Source organism: Shewanella gelidii, from assembly GCF_014647855.1.
Lineage (GTDB): Bacteria > Pseudomonadota > Gammaproteobacteria > Enterobacterales > Shewanellaceae > Shewanella > Shewanella gelidii.
The window spans coordinates 289384-315399 of sequence record NZ_BMPZ01000004.1 but is presented as its reverse complement, the minus strand read 5'-3'; the positions used below and the strand labels follow the sequence as shown (position 1 = coordinate 315399).

Here is a 26016-nt window from a genome sequence, read left to right as displayed (position 1 = left end):
CTTTCAAAACCTTCTGCACCGATGAATTAACCGAGGCTAATTCTGCGCCCTGACTGGCTTTATCACCTTCTTGCGAAGTTGCTCTGCCGTGTCAGTGGATGCGCATTATAGGGAGATTTTGAAACCGTGCAAGGGCTTTTCTGTAGAAAAACGATCTTTTTTCGATCTTTAGATTTACCCCCTTCTTTCGAACATTAAACCCACAGAGTTATCCACAATCCAGTCAAAAATGACAACGCTATGCCTTCAAGCTGCGGCCTGGCATTGGCTGACGCACCACTGTAAACGTCTAGCCGTTTGCTCTAAGAATGAAAAATCGATTCCACAAAATGCTCGTGCTACAGGGTTTCACCGACCGCAAGATCAAAAAAGGCAGCAAATGCTGCCTTTTTTATAGGGTATATTGTATTAACTAATTTTGCCGTGGCACTGTTTGTACTTTTTACCCGATCCACATGGACAGGGATCATTACGTCCGACTTTTTGCCCTTCGCGTACAATTGGCTGTTGCGGCACATCTACATTGTGTGCGTCTTCGTCGTCACCGCCAATTAAAGCTTCAGCTGAAGCATGTTGATAATCACGCTGGATCTTCGCTTCCTCTTCGCGTCGACGCGCTTCCATTTCTTCAACATCAGACTGCGCTTGAACTTGTACTTTTGAAAGGATACTGATGACATCCGTCTTCAGCGTTTCTAACATTTGTTGGAACAACTCAAATGACTCACGCTTATATTCTTGCTTGGGATTTTTTTGCGCATAACCTCGAAGGTGAATCCCTTGACGCAAATGATCCATCGCGGCTAAATGCTCTTTCCAAAGTCCATCCAATGTCTGCAACATCACTGCTTTTTCAAACTGACGAAGCACAGACTCACCGACCATATCCTCTTTGGCTTGATATGCATTAACCCAGGTTTCAATAATGCGCTCACGAAGGGTCTCTTCATGCAAGTCATCTTCTTTTTCAAGCCATTCAATAATAGGCAACTTAAGATTATATTCTTGAGCTAAACGATTTTCTAAGCCTTCCGTATCCCACATTTCTTCCAGCGACTGAGGTGGTATATATTGGCTAATAACATTATCGACAACATCTTCTTGAATATTGCTGATGGTTTCTTTAATGCTTTCAGCATCCATCAACTCATTACGCTGAGAATAAACAACTTGGCGTTGATCATTGGCAACATCATCGAACTCAAGTAGCTGTTTACGAATGTCGAAGTTTCTAGCTTCTACTTTACGTTGAGCATTTTCGATTGCGCGAGAAACCCAAGGGTGCTCGATCGCTTCACCTTGCTCCATACCAAGCTTTTTCATCATGCCCGATACACGGTCTGAAGCAAAAATTCGCATCAAACTATCTTCCATAGAGAGATAGAAGCGCGAAGAACCCGCATCACCTTGACGACCCGAACGACCACGAAGCTGGTTATCAATACGGCGAGACTCGTGGCGCTCAGTACCTAGAATATGTAAACCACCTGCTGCAACGACTTCGTCATGGCGTACTTGCCAATCTTCTTTAATCTTTGCTTTTTGTGCTTCAGTTGGATTATCAAGTTTAGAGATCTCCATAGCCCAGTTACCGCCGAGCACAATATCGGTACCACGACCTGCCATATTGGTTGCAACGGTTACTGCACTAGCTCGACCTGCTTGCGCTACAATATCCGCTTCTTTTTCATGGAACTTCGCGTTCAATACCTGATGCGGTATCTTCGCTTGTTTCATTAGATGAGATAGAAGTTCGGATTGCTCGATCGAAACCGTACCCACAAGCACTGGCTGACCGCGTTCACGACAGCCAATGATGTCTTCCAGAATTGCGTCATACTTCTCTTGTGCAGTCAGATAAACCAGATCAGGCATATCATCACGAACCATAGGACGGTTCGTTGGCACCACGACAGTATCTAGGCCATAGATATGTTGAAATTCAAAAGCCTCAGTATCCGCAGTACCCGTCATTCCCGCAAGCTTCTCATAAATGCGGAAATAATTCTGGAAAGTAATCGACGCTAACGTTTGGTTTTCGTTTTGAATTTTCACGCCTTCTTTGGCTTCAACCGCTTGATGCAAGCCCTCAGACCAACGGCGACCAGGCATCGTACGTCCAGTATGTTCGTCAACGATAACCACTTCGCCATCTTGAACTATATAATCAACATCTCGCTCAAATAACGTTCGCGCGCGTAATGCCGCGTTGATATGATGAAGCAATGAAATGTTGCTGGCAGAATAGAGCGAATCCCCCTCTTCCAACATGCCGCTTGCCATTAACAACTGCTCTACTTTTTCTTGACCTCGTTCGGTCATATGCACTTGTTTGGCTTTCTCATCGATGCTGTAGTCACCATCACCGATTTCTTCTTCGGTATCTTCTTTCTCTTGGCTGACTAGGTTCGGGATCAGTTTGTCAATTTTGATATATAGCTCAGAGCTATCTTCAGCAGCACCCGAAATAATCAACGGCGTACGTGCCTCATCAATCAAGATTGAGTCGACTTCATCGATTAAGGCGTAGTGCAGTGGGCGTTGGACACGCTCTTGCGGCGAAAACGCCATATTATCTCGAAGGTAATCAAAACCAAACTCATTGTTGGTTCCGTAGGTAATATCGCTGTTGTAGGCTGCTTTTTTCTCTTCTTGCCCTAAACCCGCAACGTTGACGCCGACGGTCAAGCCAAGAAATTCAAATAAAGGTCGGTTTAGCTCTGCATCACGACGAGCAAGGTAATCATTCACGGTGATGATATGAACCCCTTTACCCGTGATCCCATTGAGGTATGCCGGGAGGGTTGCAGTCAACGTTTTACCTTCACCCGTACGCATTTCAGCAATCCGGTTGCTATCAAGCACCATACCGCCGAGCAATTGGACATCAAAGTGGCGCATTTCAAATACACGCTTTGATGCTTCACGGACAACGGCAAACGCTTCGGGAGTTAAGGCACTTAAAGTCTCACCGCCCTCTAGACGCTCTCGAAACTCTGCGGTCTTCGCCTTGAGCTCTTCATCTGTTAACTCTTCGTAACCCGCCTCGAGTGCGTTAATCTTTTTGACAACCTTACCAAGTCCTTTCAAGGTACGATCGTTACGACTACCAAATACTTTTGTCAGCAATTTACCAAACATCTTGACCACTTATTATTTTATTGACTGCTCTAGGATCAGACCAATCTTGATTTATTATTTAACTCGCTTTGCGATAGACATATTTTCGCGGATCGATCTGCTGTCCACCACGCAACACTTCATAATGTACATGGGGCCCAGTAGAGCGCCCTGTACTGCCCATTTTCGCAATAGGCTGACCTTTGGCGATGACATCGCCAACTTTCACTGACAATGACTTATTGTGGCCATATCGTGTTTTTAATCCATTCCCATGATCTATCTCTACGAGTTCGCCATATCCAAACATATTTCCAGCCCAAGTGACGACACCTCCCGCAGTGGCGATAACATCTGCGCCTTCAGTTCCGGCAAAATCAATCCCTTTATGCATCGCACGTTTACCAGTAAATGGATCATTGCGCAGTCCATAAGGAGAAGACAGCCAACCTTTACCTATAGGTCGCCCAGAAATATAACGCTCATTCTCTATATGGAGATTCGTCGTGACCGTTTCAAGGAGAGAAAGCTCAACATTGTTATTATCAATACGTGATACAAGTTGATCCATATCTGCAATCAATTGATCAAGCTCGATATTTGCACCCAGTTCGCTCATGCCACCTAAGCCAACTTCCGTTTGAAAATCAAATTGGTCTTCTAATTTTGAGTTTTTTGCAACTTGCTCACCCAGCGCTTCTAGACGAGTGACTTTCGCTTGCATCCTTGCGACATGAGCGACGAGGGTTGCGAGTTGGGTTTCTGTGGCTTGCTTTAAGTCGATAACTTGCTTTTTATGCTGTTCACGAATATCACGTTCAAGCTCAACGCTTGCTTGTTGGCTCTTAAACTGCTCTGTATGAAATTGATATATGCCCACACCTGCAGCAATCATTAGCATAGGTAACAGCAGCCACTGCTTACCGGGCTGCCAACGCGTTACGCCATTTCGGCCTTGTAGAAATACTGTTACACTCATAGCCTAATTCAGCCGTCTAGTTGTAATATGAAAAAGCCCCCACAAGATCTCAGTCAACTAATTAGGCAAGCAGGGCCAATTCCCCAAATTGCAGAAAAAGCAGAACTGCTGCGCCATTTAGATCAGTATGTGAAACAAACGATGCAAGGTCCTGTATCGGAGCAACTAAAAGTCGCTAATCTTCGCCAAAGTACGCTTGTAATTGAAACAACTTCCGCAGCATGGGCAGCGAGAGTTAATTTTCAAAAAGCGATGTTACTCCAGCAACTAAGAGCCGAAACGCTCCCAATGCTCACTGCTATCGAGGTTAAAGTCAACCCGCAGCTTGCAATGTATGAAGCTAAACGTCCTATAGCAAGTAACACCATCACACCAGAAGCGGCATCACATATTGAAGCGCTGGCGGAACATGTCGATGGTGACCTAGGACAAAAACTAAAACGGCTGGCTTCATTGGCCAGCCGCAATAGGCAATCTTAACGCTTTTACTAAGCCAACGCTGTGTTGGCTGGCATCATAAAGCTGACAGGAACTTCAGCTTCTTCCTCGAAGCTAACGATTTCCCATGACTCTTGTGCCGCAAGTAATGCGCGAACCAATTGGTTATTCAGGGCATGGCCAGTTTTAAATGCTTTGAACTCACCAATAATAGCGTGTCCGGCAACATAAAGGTCACCAAAAGCATCCAAAATCTTGTGCTTAACAAATTCATCCTCATAACGCAGGCCGTCGGGGTTAAGAACTTTATATTCGTCAAGTACAACTGCATTTTCCATGCTGCCACCTAGTGCTAGGTTATTGGCTCGCAAATACTCAATATCTCGCATAAAACCAAAAGTTCTTGCGCGACTAATATCTCGGATAAAACCAGAAGAAGAGAAATCCATCACCATGTGTTGTTGGCTGCGTGCAATTTCTGGGTGATCAAAGTCAATCGCAAAATCAACTTTAAACCCTCTATAAGGGTTCAGTTCTGCCCACTTATCACCATCTTCAACACGGATAGGTTGCTTAATACGTATGAACTTTTTGGCCGCAGATTGCTGTTTGATTCCAACCGATTGCAATAAGAAAACCCACGGGCTAGCACTGCCATCCATAATTGGGATTTCAGGTGCATCGACCTCAATCTCAGCATTGTCGATACCAAGACCAGCTAACGCAGCAAACAAATGCTCGATAGTGGAGATACGAACACCATCATCATTAACCAAGGCTGTACACATCGTCGTTTCACGAACTAGTTCTGCAGTTGCTGGTATAGCAACGGCTGGATTTAAGTCCGTGCGCACTAGCACAATCCCTGTATTAACTGGTGCGGGTTTAATGATCAGCGTTACCTTGTTGCCAGAATGCAATCCGACACCAGTAGTCTTTACCATTTCTTGAACAGTTCTTTGAAAAATCATTCACTTACCCGTTAATATCTTTACACTATCACCCATAATTTGGGCATTGTTACTCAGCCAGCTATTCGCAGCTGGTCGGATATGCTAGCACAAAATGCTAAAAGCATCAAAAATAATACCTTTTAACACCCATGCAGCTTGCATTTCGCAACCATCCCAAGCTCACGTATTGCTCTCTTCAACGCAAACGCTAATCAGCTTGTTTACGTAAAAATGCTGGAATATCCAAGTAATCTAGCTCTGTTTTCGGTGCAGGAGCCGAAGGTTGAGCAGCCGGAGCGGCTTCTGTATTCATTGCAGCAGCAGTTGCTTGAGTAGTAGCCGATGAAATATCAGGCATACCCGCTTCAACTTTAGGCTCAATCACTGGCTCAACTTTGGGAGCAGCTTTTGTGTTACTCACAAGCTGAATATCAGGCTTTTTCTCAGCACCAATTCCTGTCGCAACCACAGTAACGCGCAACTCGTCGCTCATTTCTGGGTCAATGACGGCACCAACAACCACAGTTGCATTGTCTGATGCATAGGCTTTTACATGGTTACCGACGGTTTCGAACTCTTCGATACTCATGTCCATACCGGCAGTAATGTTCACCAATACGCCGCGAGCACCCGCAAGATCAATGTCTTCAAGTAACGGACTAGCAACAGCTGACTCGGCAGCTTCTTCTGCTCGGTCTTCACCACTTGCGACCCCGGTTCCCATCATGGCATTGCCCATTTCGGACATAACTGTTTTCACATCAGCGAAATCGACGTTAATCAAACCAGGACGTGTAATAAGCTCTGCTATCCCTTGAACTGCACCAAGCAATACATTATTTGCTGCAGCAAAAGCATCTAATAATGAAGTGCCACGACCTAAAACTTTCAACAGTTTCTCATTTGGGATAGTAATCAATGAATCAACATGCTTTGCAAGCATTTCAATCCCTTGATCTGCATATCCCATACGCTTTTTGCCTTCAAATGGAAAAGGTTTAGTGACAACTGCCACCGTCAAGATACCTTCTTCACGCGCAACCTCAGCTACAACAGGTGCAGCACCGGTTCCTGTTCCGCCACCCATGCCTGCTGCAACAAAAATCATGTCCGCGCCTTTGATAGCCGAGCGAATATTTTCTTTGTCTTCCTCTGCGGCTAAACGACCAATCTCAGGGTTTGCACCAGCACCAAGTCCCTTCGTGACATCACGACCCAATTGAATGGTTGAGCTTGCAGATGATTTTTTTAATGCTTGCGCATCTGTATTTGTTGCGACGAATTCAACACCTTCGATGTTGTGTTTCACCATATGTTCAACGGCATTTCCGCCGCCACCACCGACGCCGATGACTTTAATCACCGCCTCGTCTGAATGAGTATCCATGATCTCAAACATGGTTATATCTCCGTTTTTGCCTGCGTTATTATTTAAAACTCGCCTTTAAACCAACTTTGAACCCGATTCCAAAGACTGGTGACCCCTGGACGCGCCGGACCTTCAAACTGACGTTCTAGAACCCGGTTAGCGCCATAATGTAACAACCCCACACCTGTGGCATAAACGGGTTGTTCCACATATTCATTTAAACCTTTTACGGGTAACGGTACGGCTACCCTAACTGGCATGCCAAATGTCGCCTCGGCAATATCCACGACCCCTTCAATGGAAGACGTCCCACCGGTTAAAACAATACCGGCTGCAATCTGATCTTCTAAGCCGCTATCACGCAGCTTAGTCAAAATTAACTCAAATAATTCTTGATACCTTGGCTCGACAACCTCAGCTAAAGTGTGTCGCGACATACTCCGTGATGGACGACCACCAACGGACGGCACTTCAATACTATCTTCACGACTTACCATTGAGCTGCGCGCGCTCGCAAACTGAACCTTGATCTGCTCGGCGTGTGTCAATGGCGTGCGGAATATCTTTGCAATATCACTCGTGACCTGATTCCCGGCAACAGGCACCACAGAGCAATGTCTTAATGCGCCATTGGTGTATACCGTGATATCCGTAGTTCCACCGCCAATATCGACGACACAAACCCCTAGGTCTTTTTCATCTTGGGTTAGAACGGCATCAGCAGAAGCGATGCCAGAAAACACGAGGTCATCGACTTTCAGCCCACAACGCTCAACACTTTTGGTAATGTTTTTGGCCATGTCATTCGCACAAGTCACAATATGAACTTTGGCTTCCATTCGCATACCTGACATGCCAATAGGGCTTTTAATCCCGTCTTGCACATCAATTGCATATTCCTGCGGTAACACATGTAAGATCCGTCGTTCGGTCGGGATCTTGACTGAGCGTGCAGTATGAATCACATTGTCGACGTCTTCTTGCGTAACTTCTTCATCGTTGATCGACACCATGCCATTTTCGTTTTGGCAGGCAATGTGCTTCCCTGAAATGCTCAAATACACAGAAGCAACTTGACAGTCAGCCATCAGCTCAGCCTGATCGAGTGCTCTTTGCACACTGCGCACAATTGAATCCAGGTCGTTGACACCACCTTTATCCATACCGCGAGACAAGTGATTACCGAGGCCAATAATGCTAATTTCGCCATCAGGCAATACTTCGCCAATAATCACTGCGACTTTGGCAGTACCTATGTCTAAACCGACGATTAGGTTTCTATCTTGATTCTTGGTCATGAATTATTGGCTCTCTTCCTTTGTATCATCCCAGCCTACGGCTAAGCCTGTGTCGTATCTTAAATCTACTTTGGCAACCATTTTGGGTTGTTTGTCCAGTGTTGGATACACGTCAATAAATCTCTGAACGCGCGCCATTTTGTCTTCTCGCCCTAGCTCTAAATGAATGCCATTCTCTAACGTTGCCCGCCAAGCATGCCGCGGGCTTAGATGCAGATCGCGCAGCCCATAGCCATGGATCTTCAATAACGCGTCAATTTGTCGATAGCTCTCTAATATTCGGTTCGCCATATTCTCGGGCCCGGCTAATTGCGGTAAATGCGCTAGGCTTGACTGCTCTGGCGCATCAAACACTTCACCATGCTCGTTTAACCAAGCATCACCATTCCAGTGTGCTGCGGCTTTTTGCTCTTGAATAAATACCTTCAATTTCGCTGGCCACACCCGGCGAACTGACGCTTGATACACCCAAGGCAAATTCTCCAGTGCGTCTTGAACCTGCGCAACATCAGCACTAAAAAAGCTGGTCATCATCAAGTCTTGCAAAGCGGACTGGATTGCAACATCACTGGTGTATTGTCGGTCGCCTTTGACGGCAACGGTTTCAATGGGCATTGCATCGGCATCATTCAGCACAAGATGTAACTTCCATGCGATAGCTGAAAAACTACCAATTACTGCAATCAAAAAAAGCAGGCCAAAGCACAGGTACCAATTGACCTGTTTCAGACTTTGTCGCCATTCCTTTCCCTTTTGCTTCCAAGACACCGCTAATTTCGCCTCACTAAGACTACAACTGATGCTTGGGAAAACCGGCCATTATATAGACCCAACTCTCCCCGGCATAGATAAGTCTGTCCACTTTTAGAACAGTTAATCTAATTAACTGTACTGCTTCATACTTTCTATTGAGCAAACTTAAGTTTTGCTGCTGCCAACTGCTTTGCTAGCGCCCCAACACTACCGGCTCCCTGCGTCATCACGAGATCATCGTGTTGCATAACATCTGGCAGCATGGTTACTAGTTGTTCAGTCCCTGCTACATATATCGGCTCGACTTGTCCACGCTGGCGAATTGAGCGACATAGCGCACGGCTATCAGCACCAGGAATTGGCGCTTCACCTGCGGCATACACCTCTAGTAGCAATAGACAATCAACCTGTGACAAAACCTCTACGAAATCTTCATAAAGATCGCGAGTTCGACTATAACGGTGAGGCTGATAGATCATCACTAACCTTTTATCTGGCCAACCTGCCCTTGCAGCCTTAATGGTTGCAGCAACTTCACTTGGGTGGTGGCCATAGTCATCAACCAACATGACCTCACCTTGAGCGGTTGAAAATTCTCCCAAGTGCTGAAAACGCCTGCCGATCCCCTCAAACTCCGCCAATGCTTTTACCATCGCAGCGTCTTCAATATCATCTTCTGTGGCCACCGCAATCGCAGCCAGCGCGTTGAGAACATTGTGTTGACCAGGCAAGTTCAATGTCACCTGTAAATCTTGGCGGTTTTTGCGGCGCACCATAAACGCACTTTTGTGGCCTTGTTGAACAAAGTCGAACGCTTGTACGTCCGCATCATCACTGAAACCATAGGTCACCGTTTGGCGACCAACGCGCGGCATTAGCTCACGTACGGTTTCATCATCAATACAAACCACTGCAACACCATAAAATGGCAAGTTATGCCAAAACTCGACAAAGGTATCTTTTAGTTTTTCAAAATCGCCGCCATACGTATCCATATGATCAGCTTCTATATTTGTCACCACACTGACCATCGGCTGAAGATGCAAAAAACTAGCATCACTTTCATCAGCTTCCGCGATTAAATAACGGCTAGACCCTAATCTTGCATTCGTGCCCGCACTATTTAACAACCCACCAATCACGAACGTTGGATCCCGCTCGGCCTCGCCGTATACACTCGCAATAAGGCTCGTCGTTGTGGTTTTACCATGGGTACCAGCAACAGCGACTCCATGACGATAGCGCATTAATTCTGCGAGCATTTCTGCTCGACGAACCACCGGCACTCTTAGCTCTTGTGCCGCGACAATCTCTGGGTTTTCTGCATCAATTGCAGTCGACACAACCACCACGTCCACATCTTGTACCACATCAGCGGTATGACCGATTTGAATGTGGGCGCCAAGGCTAGACAAACGCTCTGTTACGGCATTCGTGGCAATATCAGAGCCACTAACTTGGTAGCCTTCATTGACTAAAACTTCCGCGATCCCCCCCATTCCAGCACCACCAATTCCGACAAAGTGAATCCGCTTCACACGTCTCATTTCAGGGATCATCGCCCTCAGTGCTGGAAACTTACTTGCAATACTACTCATCTCTACCCTTTAGTTTGCGAGTTGCTGACATGTTGTCGCGACACTTTGGGTCGCGTTCAATACAGCAACACTTCTCGCCTTTTGCCCCATTAGGGCTAACTCTTGTCTATCTGTCGCAAGCGCTATTAACTGCTCAGCCAGTACGTCCGCTGTCATTGTTGCTTGGGGTAATAAGAAAGCAGCCCCAGCCTCAACTAACACATTGGCATTTCTAGTTTGGTGGTCATCAACGGCATGAGGATAAGGCACCAAAATGCTAGGCTTTGCCACTGCTGCGAGCTCTGATACAGTCAGTGCGCCGGCACGACAAACGAGCACGTCAGCCCATTTGTATGCAGCTTCCATATCATCAATGAATTCACTCACCTTCACTTTGTCTTCTTGACCCAGTGCTTGATAACTCGCTTTTACAGATTCAAGATTGCCTTTGCCAACCTGGTGCCAGACTGTGATTGCTTTTGATTGACTGCAGGCGCCAAGCACTTGAGGCAGCACGTCGTTAAACACTTTGGCACCGAGACTCCCACCAACAACAAGTACTTTTAATGCGGCATCATTGCTTTGTGCCGGTTCTTCACCCAAAGCCACAAGCTCGTGCCGTACTGGATTCCCAACAACTTGCGCTTGAGACTCATCACCAAACGTATTGTCAAATGCACACAAGACCCGACTCGCAACTTTCGCCAATAACCGATTTGTCATTCCTGGCACTGCATTTTGTTCATGCAACACCAATGGAATACCAGCGAGGCGCGCAGCTATTCCACCTGGGCCACTAGCAAACCCCCCCATACCTAACACAACGTCAGGCTGGAATGACTTGATAACAGCTTTGGCCTGCAAAATGGATCGCAAAATTTTGAATGGTGCAGCCAACTTTCTTAACATGCCATTTCCCCTTACACCTTTAATATCAATAAAATCGATATCAAAACCGTGCTGAGGAACCAATCGAGCTTCCATGCGCTCAGCGGTACCCAGCCAGCGCACTTGCCATCCTTGCTGTGATAAATATTTCGCCACTGCTAGTGCAGGGAAAACATGACCGCCGGTTCCTCCGGCCATCACCAATATTCGTTTACTAGACGCCATTTCTTGTTGTTCGTTGAGTCTCTCTTGAGAAGGGTTATTCACGACCTCGCCCCCCTTGAACGGCTTGAATTAAACTCAGTCGACGTTCATGATCAATACGGATCAGTAACATTGCTGCAGCCGTCATCACCCACAGGCTACTGCCACCATAACTGACAAATGGCAATGTCAATCCTTTCGTCGGTAACATGCCAATACTTGCGCCAACATTCACCACCGTTTGGAAACAAAACCAAATGCCGATGGAATAGGCGAGGTACCCTTCAAATGCTCGCTCCATGGCGAGACACATATTGCCAAGACGAATCGCTCGCAACGCAACAAAAAGCAAAACAGCAAGTACCACGACGATACCCACAAAGCCAAGTTCTTCACCTATGACAGCAAAAATAAAGTCCGTATGCGCCTCAGGTAAATACTTCATCTTTTGAATACTATTCCCGAGCCCCTGACCAAACCAATCGCCTCGGCCATAAGCCATGAGCGACTGAGTTAATTGATAACCATCGCCAAACGGATCCCGCCAAGGATCCATAAATGAAGTTACCCGCCGCATCCGATATGGTGCAGCAAGCACCAAGCCAACAAATGCCAATATCCCCGTAAGAATTAAGGCGAAAAAATCGAGCAACCTTGCGCCGGCAAGGAAAAGTAAACCGACGGTTCCGACAAATAGCACGACGACAGTGCCTAGATCCGGCTGCATCAAGATTAAAAATGCATAAACGGCAAATACGGCGATCGGCTTATAAAAGCCTTTTGCATTCTCGCGAACCTCTTGATGACGCCGAACCAAATAACCGGACATGTAAATTGCGAAAGCAAATTTAGCTAGCTCTGCCACCTGTAACCTTGCAATCCCAAGAGGCAACCAACGCGTTGCACCATTTACCGTAATACCGACAAAAGGCACCGCAAGCAACATGACACCAACAATCAGCAGTAATGGAGAGCTAGCCTGTAACCAACGCTCTACACTTAAACTCAACACCACTAACGCGATGACAAAGCAACCCGCCAAATAAGCCACATGACGAATAACAAAATGCCAAGGGTTGCCTGTTAAGCTTTGCGCTTCAGGCATCGAGGCAGACATAACCATCACAAAGCCAAAACAAATCAGAGAGACAATAGCAACAAGTAAAGTACGATCATAAAGCTGCATTCCAGGGGCGGAACGCTCCTGAAATAATCCTGGTAAAGACCAACTTAGGTTTCCACCAAATAATGCTAATTGACGTCCATCACTTGCCATCGAGTGACTCCACTGCCAAGCAGAAATCTTGGCCTCGTTTCATAAAGTTGTCATACATATCAATGCTTGCACAGGCTGGAGACAGTAAAACCATGTCCCCATCTTCAGCGAGTTTACTCGCTTTTTTAACCGCCGATTGCATCGAATTAACTGTGATTGAATCCGGCTTTAACGCCGCTACCTTGTCGCCATCACGACCCAAAGTAATTAAATAGTCGACAGCTTCCATGGCATCCGCCATACAAGTAAAGTCAGCACCCTTACTGTCACCCCCAGCAATCAAAATAACGTTACCAGGATAGTTGGATAACCCTTCTAGCGCTGCGACGGTTGCACCAACATTTGTCGCCTTCGAGTCGTTTACATAAGTAACGCCATTTGTGACAGATACAACCTCACATCGATGCGACAAGCCTCCAAACGTCATGGCGACTTCTTTCATCGCCTTTGCAGATACACCAGCAGCTGCAGTTAATGCCATCGCTGCTACAATATTTGTTTGATTGTGTTGACCAATTAATTTGACGTCGAGCAGAGGCATAACAGTATCCTCACCATGGCAGATCATGCCATCGCTCACGCCCCAATCGTCAGCCTCTGGTTTTGAAAGGCCAAAACTGTTCGTTGCGACATCAATATGAGGCTTCGTTAGCTCATCATCACGATTAAAAATGACTTTTTGCGTTTGCTGGTAAAGCGATAATTTAGCTTCTCGATATGCCCTAAAGTCGTCATAGCGATCCATATGGTCTTCACTGACGTTCAAACAGGTTGCCGCTGTACAATTCAAACTGCGTGTTGTTTCCAACTGAAAACTGGATAATTCCAATACGTACAAATCAGCACGTTGTTTTAAAAGCGAAAGCACTGGAATACCAATATTGCCACCTACGGCAACATTAAGACCTTCCGCTTTAGCCATTTCACCGACAAGCGTCGTGACTGTGCTTTTGCCATTTGAGCCAGTAATGGCAAGTACTTTTGCACCTTGCTCCTGAATGGCTCGAGCAAACAGCTCCACATCACCAATCACTTCAATCCCCATATCCGCAGCGGCTTTTACTTCTGGAGTATTCACTGAAATACCAGGGCTGATAATAATCTGGTTTGCTTGCACCAATTGCCGACAATCAAATCCACCACATTGCAACGCCACCTGTGGGAGTTCATTCTTTAATTGCTCAATACCTGGAGGGTTGCGCCTAGAGTCCATAACCAGAGGTACAATCCCTTGCTCACACAGGTAACGTACTACAGACATACCTGTAGCACCTAAACCTAAAACGATGTGAGAAAACTTCTGTGGCATTGGATTTACCTCAACTTCAACGTCGCTAAACCAAGTAGCACTAGGAATAGAGAAATAATCCAGAAACGCACAATCACGCGCGGCTCTGGCCAGCCTTTCAATTCATAATGATGATGGATAGGTGCCATGCGGAAAATACGCTGCCCACGCAATTTATACGAACCGACCTGTAAAATAACGGACATGGTTTCCATGACAAATACGCCCCCCATAATCACCAGCAAAATTTCTTGGCGAACTAAAACCGCCATTGCACCAAGTGCTGCGCCTAAAGCGAGGGATCCAACATCCCCCATAAAGACCTGTGCTGGATAGGTGTTAAACCAAAGAAACCCTAGGCCGGCGCCCACCATAGCAGTACAAACAATCACGAGCTCGCCAGAACCCGGTAAATAAGGAATATGTAAATAATTCGCAAATTGCGAGTGGCCGGAAAGATAAGCTATCAAAGCAAACGCCGCGGCCACCATTACCGTCGGCATAATCGCTAATCCGTCCAAACCATCGGTTAGGTTCACGGCATTGCTAGAGCCAACAATGGTGAAATAGGCCAACACAATAAAGAAACCGCCCAACTGCGGCATGACATCCTTAAAGAAAGGAACCACAAGCTGGGTCTCACCTGGCTGACCTGCAGAAAAATACAAATACGCCGCAATCGCAAGTGCTGCTAATGACTGCAAGATATACTTCCATCTAGCGATTAAGCCCTTTGAATCCTTTCGTACGACTTTACGATAATCATCAATAAAGCCAACGAGCCCAAAACTCGCTAAAACAAATAGCATCACCCATACATAACGGCTGCCGAGATCTCCCCACAGCAAGACACTAATAAAGATACCAGCAAGAATTAATAAGCCTCCCATCGTCGGCGTACCGCGCTTGCTAAAATGAGACTCTGGCCCATCGTCTCGCACAACCTGGCCAATTTGTAAAAGCTGGAGCCTTTCGATCAGTTTGGGGCCCCACCATAAACTGAACATCAATGCGGTCAAAAGCCCGAGAATGGCCCGAAATGTTACATATGAAAATACATTAAACCCAGTATGAAACTGAGTTAAGTACTCGGCTAGATAAACCAGCATTTACACAAACTCCCCGCGCTCGTAAGCGGCCGATAGTCTCTCGATAACACGTTCCATAGCGGAACTGCGAGAGCCCTTTACTAAAACAGTCAGCGGTTGTGAAGACTGCTGAATATATTCAATTAAACGAACACACAAAGATTCAATATCTTGGTGATGTTCAGCGCCAAATTCGTCACTGGTTTCTTGAGTAAGCTGACCTGTACAAAATAAGGCATCAACCCCTTGTGATTTGGCATATTGTCCCAGTTGACGATGCAAAGCTGCCGCATTCTCTCCTAATTCACCTAAATCTCCCAACACTAAACAGGTTTTATTTTGTATTTCTTGCAACCAATGAATGGCAGCTTTCACTGAAGCAGGGTTGGCATTGTAACTATCATCAACCACTTGAACACTGCCAAGTTGCGCAGGCACCATGCGCCCTTTAACAGGCTCCATTGCTTCTAATCCTTGGCAAATTTGGGAAAGCGATAACCCTAACGCCAACGCAATACAAGACGCCGCTAACGCGTTCGCCACTTGATGCCGTCCCATGAGCTTGAGCTGAATGGGTTGCTGCTGACCCTGATGACACAACTCAAATTGATAGCAACCTGCGTGATCCGCGATCGTATTGGTCACACTGACAAAACAATTTAAATCAACACCTTCAGGTAGCTGGATGTTCGAATTGACAGAATAGTAAAGGCGCGACCGAGAACCTGCCGCAGCTTGCATCACAGGCCAATAATCATCATCTAGATTAATGACCGCAGTGCCTTGAGCTTGCAAATGCGAAAAAATCTCTGACTTGGCTTGAGCAACACCATCTTGACTGCCAAAGCCTTCAAGGTGTGCGCTGGCGACATTATTAACGAGTGCGACATCTGGCTTGACCAATGAAGATGTATAGTCAATCTCGCCCAAATGATTCGCACCCAATTCGAAAACACCGACTTGGTCCTGAGCCGATAACCGTAGCAAGGTCAGTGGCACACCAATTTCATTATTAAAGTTCCCTGCGGTAAAAAGCACCTTAAATTGCGTCGCAAGAATACTCGACACCATTTCTTTAACCGTGGTTTTGCCGTTCGAACCCGTTAATGCGACACGCTTAGGCGCAACCATTGAACTCACCAACGCTCCAAGCTGACCAAGCGCCTTTAATGTGTCGTTCACAATCAATTGTGGCACTGCTATCGGTAATACTTTTTCGACTAAAAGTGCCTGCGCACCATTCTCATAAGCGACCATCGCAAAGTCATGGCCATCAAATCGCTCACCTTTAAGAGCGACAAACAAAGTTTTGGGTTGAATATTGCGACTGTCAGTACTGACCTGCTCAAACATTGTTGCTGAGCTACTATCAAAATTGACAAGTTTGGCTTGCAGATGCGTGGCGACTTGTTTGAAATTTAATGGGATCATAAGCTTGCCCCTTGTGCGTTGCTCATGATTTCGGCGGCAAACTGACGCTCATCATAAAACCGCTTTTGTCCTGCGACTTCTTGGTAAGTTTCATGCCCTTTTCCGGCAAGCAATAAAATATCGCCTGATTGTGCATTTTGTAATGCTTTTTGAATTGCATCCTTCCGCTCTGCGATAACCGTTGCACTTTGAGGCATTTCTAATCCGGAAACCACTTGCGCGATGATCGCTTCAGGGCTTTCACTGCGGGGGTTATCACTGGTAACGACGACACAATCCGCATACTGTTCCGCGGCGCGCGCCATTAACGGGCGTTTACCTTGATCGCGATCGCCGCCACAACCAAAAATGCACCACAACTTACGGCGACAGTGAACTCGCAGCGCTTTTAATGCTTGTTCAATCGCATCTGGTGTATGGGCATAATCAACAACTAAACTCACGCCTTTCGTTTGCTCATTAGCAGACGCAAACTTCTCCATTCTCCCAGGTACAGCTTTTAATTGAGGAACTACGGCTAGCATTTGCTCCATATTTTCTCCTGCGGCATATAAAGCCGCAAGCGCCGCTAGCAAATTGGATAAATTAAACTCACCCAATAAAGGAGACTGGATTTTTCCGCGGCCACGAGGCCAACAAATTTCAGCGTCGACGCCGGCATAATGATAGCGTGCATTCTCAGTAAAGATATCTGCAAACTTGCTGGCTTGTGTACTATAGCCAAGCGCCGTTTTCGATGGTTGAGTTGAAAGTTCAGCAAACCATTGTTCGCCAACGGCGTCATCAACATTTAACACTGCAGATTTTAGATGCGGAAAGGTGAATAAGCGCTTTTTCGCAGCACCATAAGCATCCATATCACCATGATAATCAAGATGATCACGGCTTAAGTTCGTAAATACGGCGACTTCAAAAGGCACCGCTTCCACGCGCCCTTGCACTAAACCATGACTTGAGACTTCCATCGCACAAATTTGCGCGCCAAGGGTTTGAAACTTCGCAAGCTGTTTGGCCAAGGTGACGGCATCTGCGGTCGTATTGCCGGTCTCAACTAGCTTTCCCCACATTCCATTGCCTAAGGTGCCCATGACTGCAGCTTTCTGATGGAGAAGTTCGGCAATTTGAGCAATCAATTGGCTTACTGACGTTTTGCCATTGGTCCCTGTAATTCCAATAAACTTGGTTTGACTGACTTGCAATGGATAACATTGTCCAGCAACAGCGGAAAGCTGTCTTGTCAGTTGAAAAAACGAAATAACTGGAACGCTTCCTTGAGGCTTGTAACTCACTTGACCATGATGTTCTGGCTCATCTGTATGGGCTAGAACCGCAGCGGCGCCTTGTTGAATTGCCGTATCAATAAATTCGCGACCATCAACCTGATAGCCAGGCACAGCAACAAATAGACTCCCTGTCTGTACTTGACGACTATCAAGTGTCATCTGGTCAATTGCTTCAGAGCCGGCATAATGAAACCAAGGGGCAAGCAAATCTTTGATTAAAATCATTTGCTCCTCCTCGCGACACCGGCTAAGCGAACCTGCTCTCTTTGGCTAATGGGTTCAACATTAAGCATTTGTAATGCACCCGACATCACTTTCGCAAACACAGGTGCAGCGACATCACCACCGTAATAATGATCGCCTTTTGGCTCATTCACCGTGACCACAATAGCAAGCCGAGGGTTATGTGTTGGTGCAACACCTGCAAAAGATGCGATATAGTCTTCGCCATATCCACCGGCAACTGCTTTACGGCTTGTCCCGGTCTTACCCGCCACTGGGTAACCAGCAATATACGCCTTCGCTGCAGTCCCTTGTTTCTGAGTCACTCCTTCAAGCATGTTCATCACCTGTCTTGCCACTTCTGGCGAAATGACTTGAACGCCTTCAGGCGCTTGTTTTAATTTAACGACAGATGTTGGATACAGCACCCCTTCACTACCCAAGGTGGCATACATTCTTGCGATTTGAAGGGTCGAGACCGTTAATCCATAACCAAAAGACAGCGTTGCACGCTCAAAATCAGACCAGCGATGGCCATCGCGTACTTTTCCGGTGCTTTCACCGACCAAGTCAATACCACTAAAACTGCCGAGTCCAAGGGACGCATAAGTTCCGAGTAGTTGCTCAACAGGCATCGATAACGCAATTTTAGAAATACCGATGTTACTTGATTTCACCAAGATTCGTTCAAGCGAGAGATCACCATAGTTACTGCTATCTCGAACCTGCCGGCCACCGATTCGCATCCACCCCGGAGAGGTCTTAATTAATTGATCGGGTTTAATGGTTTTTGCTTCTAGCGCAGCGGCCATCACAAAAGGCTTCATGACCGATCCCGGCTCAAAAGCATCAGTCAAAGCTCTATTACGCATTTTATATGCTTGCAATTTGTCAGGTGAGTTCGGGTTATATGAAGGCGTATTTACCATCGCCAAAACTTCGCCAGTATTCACATCTAAAACGACGACTGAACCCGAGGTTGCCTGATGAATTTCTGTGGCTTTTTTCAGTTCACGATATGCAAGCTGCTGGATTCGATGGTCAATACTCAACACCAAATCATTGGGGCTTTCCCCTTCTTCAACCACATCCAAGCGCTCGACAACTTTACCGTCACGCGACTTACGCACTTTTTGCTTCGAGGCTTTTCCGGTTAACCAACCATTATAGGTATGCTCGATGCCTTCAATGCCTTTATCATCAATGTTGGTAATGCCAATCAGCTGCGATGCAATTTCACCAGACGGATAATAGCGGCGGGATTCAGGCTTTAAACGAATGCCCGGTAATTTTAGCTGCTTGATATATTCAGCAACCGCAGGTGTTACTTGGCGCTTCAGATAAATAAACCGTTTGTTAGAAGACTTCACTCGAGTCACGAGATCTTCCATAGGTAAGTGCAATACATCAGCCAAAGCACGCCAGCGACGCATATCTTCAAAACCTTGGCGATCATGCACAGTTTTGGGATCTGCATATACAGCACGAACTGGCACACTTACAGCAAGCATCTCACCATTGCGATCGGTGATAAGCCCCCTTTGCACCGCACGGCTTGTGGTACGCAAAGTGCGCATATCACTTTCATGGCGAAGTTTTTCTGGCTCAATAATTTGAATATAAGCAGCACGACCAACCAAGCTAGTAAACAATAGACACACAAAAGTCACCACGACGACGAGTCGCCATTGGATAGGTTCTGGTTTTTGTTTGCGTTTTGCTTGTCTACTCACGGTACCCTCACAACCACTTCTTCATTAGGGAGCGGTCGACTCATTCCCAAATCTTTGGTGGCAATCTGCGTAATTCGGCTATGTTCAGAAAGCGATTGCTCCTCTAACAATAAATTACGCCATTCAATATCCAATTTATCCCTTTGCTGCAGCAACTGATCCCATTGGCTCGTTAGTTGTCTGCTTTTGTGGCTCGCAAAAACCACGGCTGCGGCGTTGACTACAAGTACCACAGCTAAGATCACCACCCAGATGTGGTGCCATATATCTTGTAAAACTATGCGCGTCAGATTGAGCTGTGGTTTTGTTGTCATCGCCACACCTAATACTCAAGACGCTCAGCAACTCGAAGCACAGAACTTCTGGCTCGAGGGTTTAATTCAAGCTCTTCTTTTGAAGGCTTTAATGCTTTACCAATCGGCTTTAACGTTCGATCTTTATTCAGCTCTTCTTCAGTCACAGGCAAGCCAAAAGGAACTTCTTTCGCAGTGCTATGACGGCGCACAAAACGTTTGACCATGCGGTCTTCTAGTGAGTGAAAACTAATGATGGAAAACCGTCCTTGGGGCGCAAGCACCTTCAAGCCCCCCTCAAGCGCCTGATCGATCTGCTCAAGCTCACTATTGATGTAGATTCGAATTGCCTGAAAGACCCGTGTTGCTGGGTGCTTATTCTTTTCTTTCTTTTTCGTGATTCTAAAAATTAAATCCGCTAAATCTTTTGTGCGTTCAAATGGTTTCTGTTCGCGATCAGCGGCAATACAACGAGCAATGTGTTTGCCGTTCCGCTCTTCGCCATAAGTTTTAAAAACCCACGCCATATCTTCGATGTCAGCACGGGCTATCCATTGAGCCGCGGTTTCTCCTTGACTATTGTCCATACGCATATCTAGTGGACCATCTCGTAAGAAACTAAATCCACGTTCGGCATCATCCAACTGAGGTGAAGACACTCCGAGATCAAGCAATATCCCGTCAATTTTCCCCGTTAGGCCTAATTCAGCAACATATTGACCCAACTGGCCGAAACCACCATGGACAATTTGAAAACGTTGATCATCTGCAAATTGTTTTGCAGCTTCGATGGCTTGAGGATCGCGATCAATTGCAATCAATCGTCCATTCTCACCAAGTTGCTGCAAAATTTGTCGCGAGTGTCCGCCTCGACCAAATGTTCCGTCGATATAAATGCCGTCAGGCCGAATGTTCAGCCCTGCAATCGTCTCTTTTAACAATACCGACACATGGGCAAATTCTTGGCTCATTACACTCTTCTTTCGTTAGTTAACGACTCTCATTACAATGAGAAGTCTTCAAGGCCATCGACTTCTGATAGGTTCAGGCTCTGTATCGTTTCGAGATCATCTTCGATCTCTTGATGCCATGCAGATTCATTCCATAACTCAAACTTATTAAGCTGACCAACCAGCATGCTGTGCTTTTCTAGCTGGGCGAAATTACGAAGCGACGAGGGAAGTAAGATCCGTCCTAGGCTATCTAACTCACACTCATGAGCGTGACCCAACAGCAATCGTTTTAGCTTGCGCTGTGTTGGATTGGTATCCGACAGGCGCAGCAATTTGGCTTCAATTTCAGTCCACTGGTGTTGGGGGTAAATCAATAAACAAGGTGACGATATGTCGACGGTGATGACGAGTTTGCCTTGGTGCTCAGCATGCAAAGATTCTCGGTATCGCTTTGGAATAGCGATCCGACCTTTGGCATCCAAATTAATTGCACTCGCTCCCCGAAACACTTAGTTCATCCCTGCCTTAATAAAATGATCCACATTGATCCACTATTTCCCACAGACCTCTAGTTTAGGGAAGTGTTGCAAGTAATGTCAAGGGAAGGCATAGATTAAAAAAGTCAGTAATCAAGCGGGTTAGCTGCTTGTTCGGCATGAAAAGAAACGGCATAAACAGACGCTATTTTATGCATGCACGTTATGATGAAAATGGAGAAAAAACAAACACTATTGACGGGAGCTCATCCGTAAAAAGCACCCTATATGGTATCTGAAATTCGATCGGTACCCCAGATGATGCGGTATTTTAAATTTGGCGCTGCAAGCCCGATCGATAAACAGTAACCTAATCATCCACACTGAACATCACACAAATGATGAAACTATGATCGGACTTGTTCTTTCCCAAAATTCTATTGAAGCCAGACATAGATCGAGAACATTCATATTTCAGCCAAAAGACTGACCCAAAAGCTAGATCGTCGACTTAAACAAATCTTAATGTCTTTCTTGATTCAAGCAGTTTCTTCACATGTAACTTTGTGCAAAAAATTGAGTCTAAATATTCAACAATCGATGCCGATAGCAAATAAAGGAGCATGATTTCAAGGAGTCAAGACAATGGGATTAGATAGTATCTATGCAATGACAGCGGTTCCTGCACGCGTTGCGTTGGAGAAAAAGCGTGTGGTCGACCAAGTTAAAAAAGGCGATGGGCTTGCACCTGATAGCCATGAGGCGCCTCAGTCGCAACTGCCTCCACATTTAGAGCGAAGAAAACCTAAAAAGGATCGTCGCCAATCTGCGGATGCCAGCCGAAGACCTCGAGTCGATCGACGACTTGGCAAAGGGCGTCGCGAAGGTGAAAATGTTATCGAAGAGATCAAAAGAAGCTTGCATATTGATGTCATGGCTTGATCTCAAGCCTTTGCAAAAAATCATATGATGAGCGGTAACCCAAAGCCACGCCGCGACTATGGATATGAGCAGTTCTTGGTTATACAAACTGTGCGTTTTTCATCTTGCTTTATTCTCTCAATCCACGCACCTTATTCCTAAATAATCCGCACACAGACCTAAATGCTTGTTTTTGCCTAGGGCTGTGGCTATTTCAGTGTCTGTGCCACAGCATCCTTCCAACCAATGTACAGTTGCTCACAAATCTGGACATCTAACTCTGGATTGAACGCTTTTTCAACTTGTGCGATTTGTTGTAGTTCTTGAGTCGAGTCCCAAAAGCCAACTGCAATCCCAGCAAGAAACGCTGCGCCAAGTGCTGTGGTTTCAATAAGCTTGGGACGGAATACGCTTTGGTGATTAATATCAGCTTGAAACTGCATTAAAAAATCATTATTTGCTGCGCCTCCATCAACTTTTAAATGCTGAAGGGATACACCACTATCTTTCACCATGGCATCCAGTACATCTTTACTTTGGTAAGCGATGGCTTCTAGTGCCGCGCGAATTATATGGTTACGGTTTGCGCCGCGCGTCAACCCAACCAGCGCGCCTCGAGCCTCAGAATCCCAATACGGCGCACCAAGCCCGACAAATGCTGGAACCAAATATACCCCATTGGTATCTGCAACTTTACGAGCAAAATATTCAGTGTCTTGCGCGTCACGAATCAAACCAAGTTCATCTCGCAACCATTGAATAGTCGCGCCTCCCATAAACACTGCACCTTCTAGGGCGTAATTCACTTCCCCCTTCGCGCCAACTGCAATGGTCGTTAACAGGCCGTGATTAGAAGTCACTGCTTTTTTGCCAGTATTCATCAATAAAAAACACCCTGTCCCATAGGTATTTTTTGCCATACCCGGTTCAATACAGAGTTGCCCGAATAAAGCCGCCTGTTGATCACCAGCCATACCCGCGATTTTAATTTCACTTCCCTCACCGGCAATACGCGTGGTGCCATATATTGCGCAAGAAGGCCTAACCTCGGGCAGCATAGAACGGGGAATGTTAAACAGCTGCAGCAGCGTGTCATCCCACTGTTGACGATGAATATCAAATAACATTGTACGCGACGCGTTAGTTGGGTCAGTGACGTGCTGTTTCCCTTCCGTTAGCTTCCAAACTAACCATGTATCGATGGTGCCAAATAAGAGCTGCCCACTTTCAGCTTTTTCTCGAGCGCCTTCGATATTATCAAGAAGCCACTGGATTTTACTCGCAGAGAAATATGGGTCGAGAACCAACCCGGTTTTCTGCCGAATCAAGGCTTCATGCCCTTGCTGCTTCAAATCTTGGCAAACCTGCTGGCTTCGACGACACTGCCAAACAATGGCATTATATATGGGCTTACCGGTAACTTTATCCCATATTACGGTCGTTTCCCGTTGATTGGTGATGCCAATTGCAGCGACATCCTCACTGCGGATCCCAGCCCTTGCGATCGTTTCAATCAGAACTGAACTCTGAGACGCCCATATTTCCATTGGGTCATGCTCTACCCAACCCGCTTTAGGGTAATGCTGAGAAAATTCTCGTTGTGATGAAGCCACAATATTCGCGTGATGATCGAAAAGTATCGCTCGGGAACTTGTGGTCCCTTGATCTAAGGCGATGACATATTGCTTTGACAAATTTTGATTCCTCTTCAACGCGTAATAAGTAGGGATAGTCCACGGGTAACACAAAACACTATTCGAGCATGCAATTCAGATCCCAGTTTTATTTAAGCCTAGACGGCTCACAGCGGGTCGACCATAGACAGCGCAATTAAGGTTGCGATTTGATTACACAAATTGCAAATAGATAGAATAAAAAGTGCGCCTAAGATTACATAAATTTTCAACAAAAAAGCCCCACGAATGCGGGGCTTTTTCATTGATGAACCTGATTCGCTTTTAGATTTTATAGCTCATTTGTATACCTGCAAGCCAAACCCTGCCATCTGCTGCACCGTCAAACGTTGCCCCAACTGATGGCTCAAATTCGTTAATCTTAGATACGCCATGAGCGTCAATATAAGTCAGCGAAACATCTATCGCTAAGTCTTTGTTTGGCTGATAGCCAATTCCCGCACTCAACCAGATACGGTCAGAGTCAGGAATAGTAATCGTTCTATATTCATCATCTACCGCGGTTTTATCGACAGCGATACCGGTTCTGACTAACCATTGATCATTAAATTGGTATGTCGTGCCAAGCGCAAAACGCCAGTTGTCATTGAAGTTTTCAACCTTGACCAGATCCGAATCGATATTACCAATGGGCTTAACATCACCCGGGAAATATGCACGAAGCTCATCAAACACACTCCATTGGGTCCAATTTATACTGGTGTGAATCGCAAGCTGGTTATCTAATTGATGAAATGAAGAGACTTCAGCAAATGCAGGAAGCTCTAGCGGCATATAACCATCAATACTCACAGGCTGGCCACCGGTGTACTGCAAGCCTGAAGCTGTACCAGCCAGTTCTAATTTAACGCCACTATGGTAAGCAATACCAAATCGATGATTTTCATCTACTTGCCAAGTCGAGCCAACCTGCCAGCCCAATGCAACGTCATCCCCCTTTAGACCTTTCAGTTGTGTACCTGCAGGAACTGGCACAGCAGCGGCCATCCAAGTCGGGACACTCGCACTGATTTCGCCTTCGCCATAAACAACTCGGAGACCGGCACCGATACTCACTTGCTCACTCAATCGATAAGCAAGATTTGGATTCAGCTCTACGGTTGTGACCGAGGTATGATTGCCAAATACAGCTGCATTATGGTCGGTAGGCAACTCCGTTTTCAGACCATAGTTTGAGTTGACTGCCAGACCCCAAGCCCATTGCTCGTCAATCCGCGTGGAATAATAAAAGTTCGGCACCACGGCGTTGTCAGCAACATCATAGATTGACGCATCAAAGCTCATTGACGGCTGCATCAATGTCATATTTCCTTCAACATCAACATCTGGCATGACGTAAATCGCACCCGCTGAGAACTGTCGACCGTCAAGATAGCTTAAAAGTGCAGGGTTTCTTCCTTGAGCTGACGCATTGTCAGCGATTGCAGCTTCACCAGCAAAAGAGCGACCTTGGCCTGTGGCTGAATATTCAGCAAGTTGAAATCCTGCGGCATTAACTTGTATTGCTGAACTCAATAAGGCGCCACCGATGGCGACAGATAATATGTGCTTCTTCATCATTATTCCCTGCTTTCTATTTTGACTTGCTGAACTAGAGTATTAACTCAAGTTAAAAATGGGCTGCAGTTTAATCAAACAGGATTTCTTTGCAACCAAAGCAAAAAAAACAGAGGATTATTCTAGAAAAAACCGATTAAGTAGAGGCGAAATGGCTAAACGTCTCATTTATTAAAAAAGTACAGCATACACAATCCGAACAACGTACGCCGAAACGAAAAA

General features: G+C 46.0%; 21 protein-coding genes. 2 read left to right on the top strand and 19 right to left on the bottom strand.

Going from position 1 to position 26016, the window contains the following annotated elements:
- Positions 1 to 408: 408 nt before the first annotated feature.
- A complete protein-coding gene (secA, locus tag IEY18_RS10555) occupies positions 409 to 3141 on the bottom strand; it encodes a preprotein translocase subunit SecA (RefSeq protein WP_188920552.1) in 2733 nt (910 codons plus the stop codon).
- 58 nt (positions 3142 to 3199) lie between these two features.
- The gene (locus tag IEY18_RS10550; protein WP_188920550.1) at positions 3200 to 4099 is read right to left on the bottom strand and encodes a M23 family metallopeptidase; all 900 of its coding nucleotides are present in this window, start codon (positions 4097 to 4099) and stop codon (positions 3200 to 3202) included.
- 27 nt (positions 4100 to 4126) lie between these two features.
- Between IEY18_RS10550 and IEY18_RS10545 the strand changes: the two genes are divergently transcribed.
- Complete coding sequence (locus tag IEY18_RS10545; RefSeq protein WP_188920547.1) at positions 4127 to 4579, top strand: DUF721 domain-containing protein; 453 nt, start codon at positions 4127 to 4129, stop codon at positions 4577 to 4579.
- Positions 4580 to 4587: 8 nt separating this feature from the next.
- Here IEY18_RS10545 and lpxC read toward each other — a convergent pair whose 3' ends face one another.
- From lpxC to mraZ, 15 genes are all read right to left on the bottom strand, one after another.
- Positions 4588 to 5508, bottom strand: a complete 921-nt coding sequence (gene lpxC / locus IEY18_RS10540) for a UDP-3-O-acyl-N-acetylglucosamine deacetylase (protein ID WP_188920545.1) — start codon at positions 5506 to 5508, stop codon at positions 4588 to 4590.
- 190 nt (positions 5509 to 5698) lie between these two features.
- Positions 5699 to 6889, bottom strand: a complete 1191-nt coding sequence (gene ftsZ / locus IEY18_RS10535) for a cell division protein FtsZ (RefSeq protein ID WP_188920543.1) — start codon at positions 6887 to 6889, stop codon at positions 5699 to 5701.
- 32 nt (positions 6890 to 6921) lie between these two features.
- Positions 6922 to 8157 carry a cell division protein FtsA gene (gene ftsA / locus IEY18_RS10530; protein WP_188920540.1) on the bottom strand — a complete coding sequence of 412 codons (1236 nt, stop codon included), beginning with the start codon at positions 8155 to 8157 and terminating at the stop codon, positions 6922 to 6924.
- Between the two features lie 3 nt (positions 8158 to 8160).
- Entirely contained in the window at positions 8161 to 8925 is a 765-nt protein-coding gene (locus tag IEY18_RS10525) for a cell division protein FtsQ/DivIB (protein ID WP_188920538.1), read from the bottom strand.
- Between the two features lie 137 nt (positions 8926 to 9062).
- Positions 9063 to 10508 (bottom strand): UDP-N-acetylmuramate--L-alanine ligase, encoded by a 1446-nt coding sequence (murC, locus tag IEY18_RS10520; protein ID WP_188920536.1) that lies wholly within the window; start codon positions 10506 to 10508, stop codon positions 9063 to 9065.
- Between the two features lie 9 nt (positions 10509 to 10517).
- Positions 10518 to 11600: an undecaprenyldiphospho-muramoylpentapeptide beta-N-acetylglucosaminyltransferase gene (gene murG, locus IEY18_RS10515; protein ID WP_188920591.1), complete on the bottom strand. Its 1083-nt coding sequence runs from the start codon at positions 11598 to 11600 to the stop codon at positions 10518 to 10520.
- Positions 11601 to 11634: 34 nt separating this feature from the next.
- On the bottom strand, positions 11635 to 12855 hold the full coding sequence (gene ftsW / locus IEY18_RS10510) for a cell division protein FtsW (protein ID WP_188920534.1): 1221 nt from the start codon (positions 12853 to 12855) through the stop codon (positions 11635 to 11637).
- The gene (gene murD / locus IEY18_RS10505) at positions 12845 to 14164 is read right to left on the bottom strand and encodes a UDP-N-acetylmuramoyl-L-alanine--D-glutamate ligase (protein WP_188920531.1); all 1320 of its coding nucleotides are present in this window, start codon (positions 14162 to 14164) and stop codon (positions 12845 to 12847) included. The genes ftsW and murD overlap by 11 nt, the downstream gene beginning before the upstream one ends.
- 5 nt (positions 14165 to 14169) lie before the next feature.
- Positions 14170 to 15252, bottom strand: a complete 1083-nt coding sequence (gene mraY / locus IEY18_RS10500) for a phospho-N-acetylmuramoyl-pentapeptide-transferase (RefSeq protein WP_188920530.1) — start codon at positions 15250 to 15252, stop codon at positions 14170 to 14172.
- The gene (locus IEY18_RS10495; protein WP_188920528.1) at positions 15253 to 16662 is read right to left on the bottom strand and encodes a UDP-N-acetylmuramoyl-tripeptide--D-alanyl-D-alanine ligase; all 1410 of its coding nucleotides are present in this window, start codon (positions 16660 to 16662) and stop codon (positions 15253 to 15255) included.
- On the bottom strand, positions 16659 to 18170 hold the full coding sequence (gene murE / locus IEY18_RS10490) for a UDP-N-acetylmuramoyl-L-alanyl-D-glutamate--2,6-diaminopimelate ligase (RefSeq protein WP_229779818.1): 1512 nt from the start codon (positions 18168 to 18170) through the stop codon (positions 16659 to 16661). Before murE ends, IEY18_RS10495 begins: the two co-directional genes overlap by 4 nt.
- Complete coding sequence (locus tag IEY18_RS10485) at positions 18167 to 19900, bottom strand: peptidoglycan D,D-transpeptidase FtsI family protein (RefSeq protein WP_188920526.1); 1734 nt, start codon at positions 19898 to 19900, stop codon at positions 18167 to 18169. The genes murE and IEY18_RS10485 overlap by 4 nt, the downstream gene beginning before the upstream one ends.
- Positions 19897 to 20214: a cell division protein FtsL gene (ftsL, locus tag IEY18_RS10480; protein WP_188920524.1), complete on the bottom strand. Its 318-nt coding sequence runs from the start codon at positions 20212 to 20214 to the stop codon at positions 19897 to 19899. The genes IEY18_RS10485 and ftsL overlap by 4 nt, the downstream gene beginning before the upstream one ends.
- A gap of 8 nt (positions 20215 to 20222) precedes the next feature.
- Positions 20223 to 21164 carry a 16S rRNA (cytosine(1402)-N(4))-methyltransferase RsmH gene (rsmH, locus tag IEY18_RS10475; RefSeq protein WP_188920522.1) on the bottom strand — a complete coding sequence of 314 codons (942 nt, stop codon included), beginning with the start codon at positions 21162 to 21164 and terminating at the stop codon, positions 20223 to 20225.
- A 32-nt stretch (positions 21165 to 21196) separates the two neighbouring features.
- Positions 21197 to 21655: a division/cell wall cluster transcriptional repressor MraZ gene (mraZ, locus tag IEY18_RS10470; protein WP_188920520.1), complete on the bottom strand. Its 459-nt coding sequence runs from the start codon at positions 21653 to 21655 to the stop codon at positions 21197 to 21199.
- Between the two features lie 612 nt (positions 21656 to 22267).
- Between mraZ and IEY18_RS10465 the strand changes: the two genes are divergently transcribed.
- Positions 22268 to 22564, top strand: coding sequence for a hypothetical protein (locus tag IEY18_RS10465; RefSeq protein ID WP_188920518.1), 297 nt, complete (start codon positions 22268 to 22270; stop codon positions 22562 to 22564).
- A gap of 188 nt (positions 22565 to 22752) precedes the next feature.
- On the opposite strand, the gene glpK is transcribed toward IEY18_RS10465, so the two are convergent.
- Both glpK and IEY18_RS10455 read right to left on the bottom strand, forming a co-directional pair.
- On the bottom strand, positions 22753 to 24237 hold the full coding sequence (glpK, locus tag IEY18_RS10460; protein ID WP_188920516.1) for a glycerol kinase GlpK: 1485 nt from the start codon (positions 24235 to 24237) through the stop codon (positions 22753 to 22755).
- Positions 24238 to 24501: 264 nt separating this feature from the next.
- Positions 24502 to 25794, bottom strand: a complete 1293-nt coding sequence (locus IEY18_RS10455; protein ID WP_188920587.1) for an outer membrane protein transport protein — start codon at positions 25792 to 25794, stop codon at positions 24502 to 24504.
- Between the last annotated feature and the right edge of the window lie 222 nt (positions 25795 to 26016).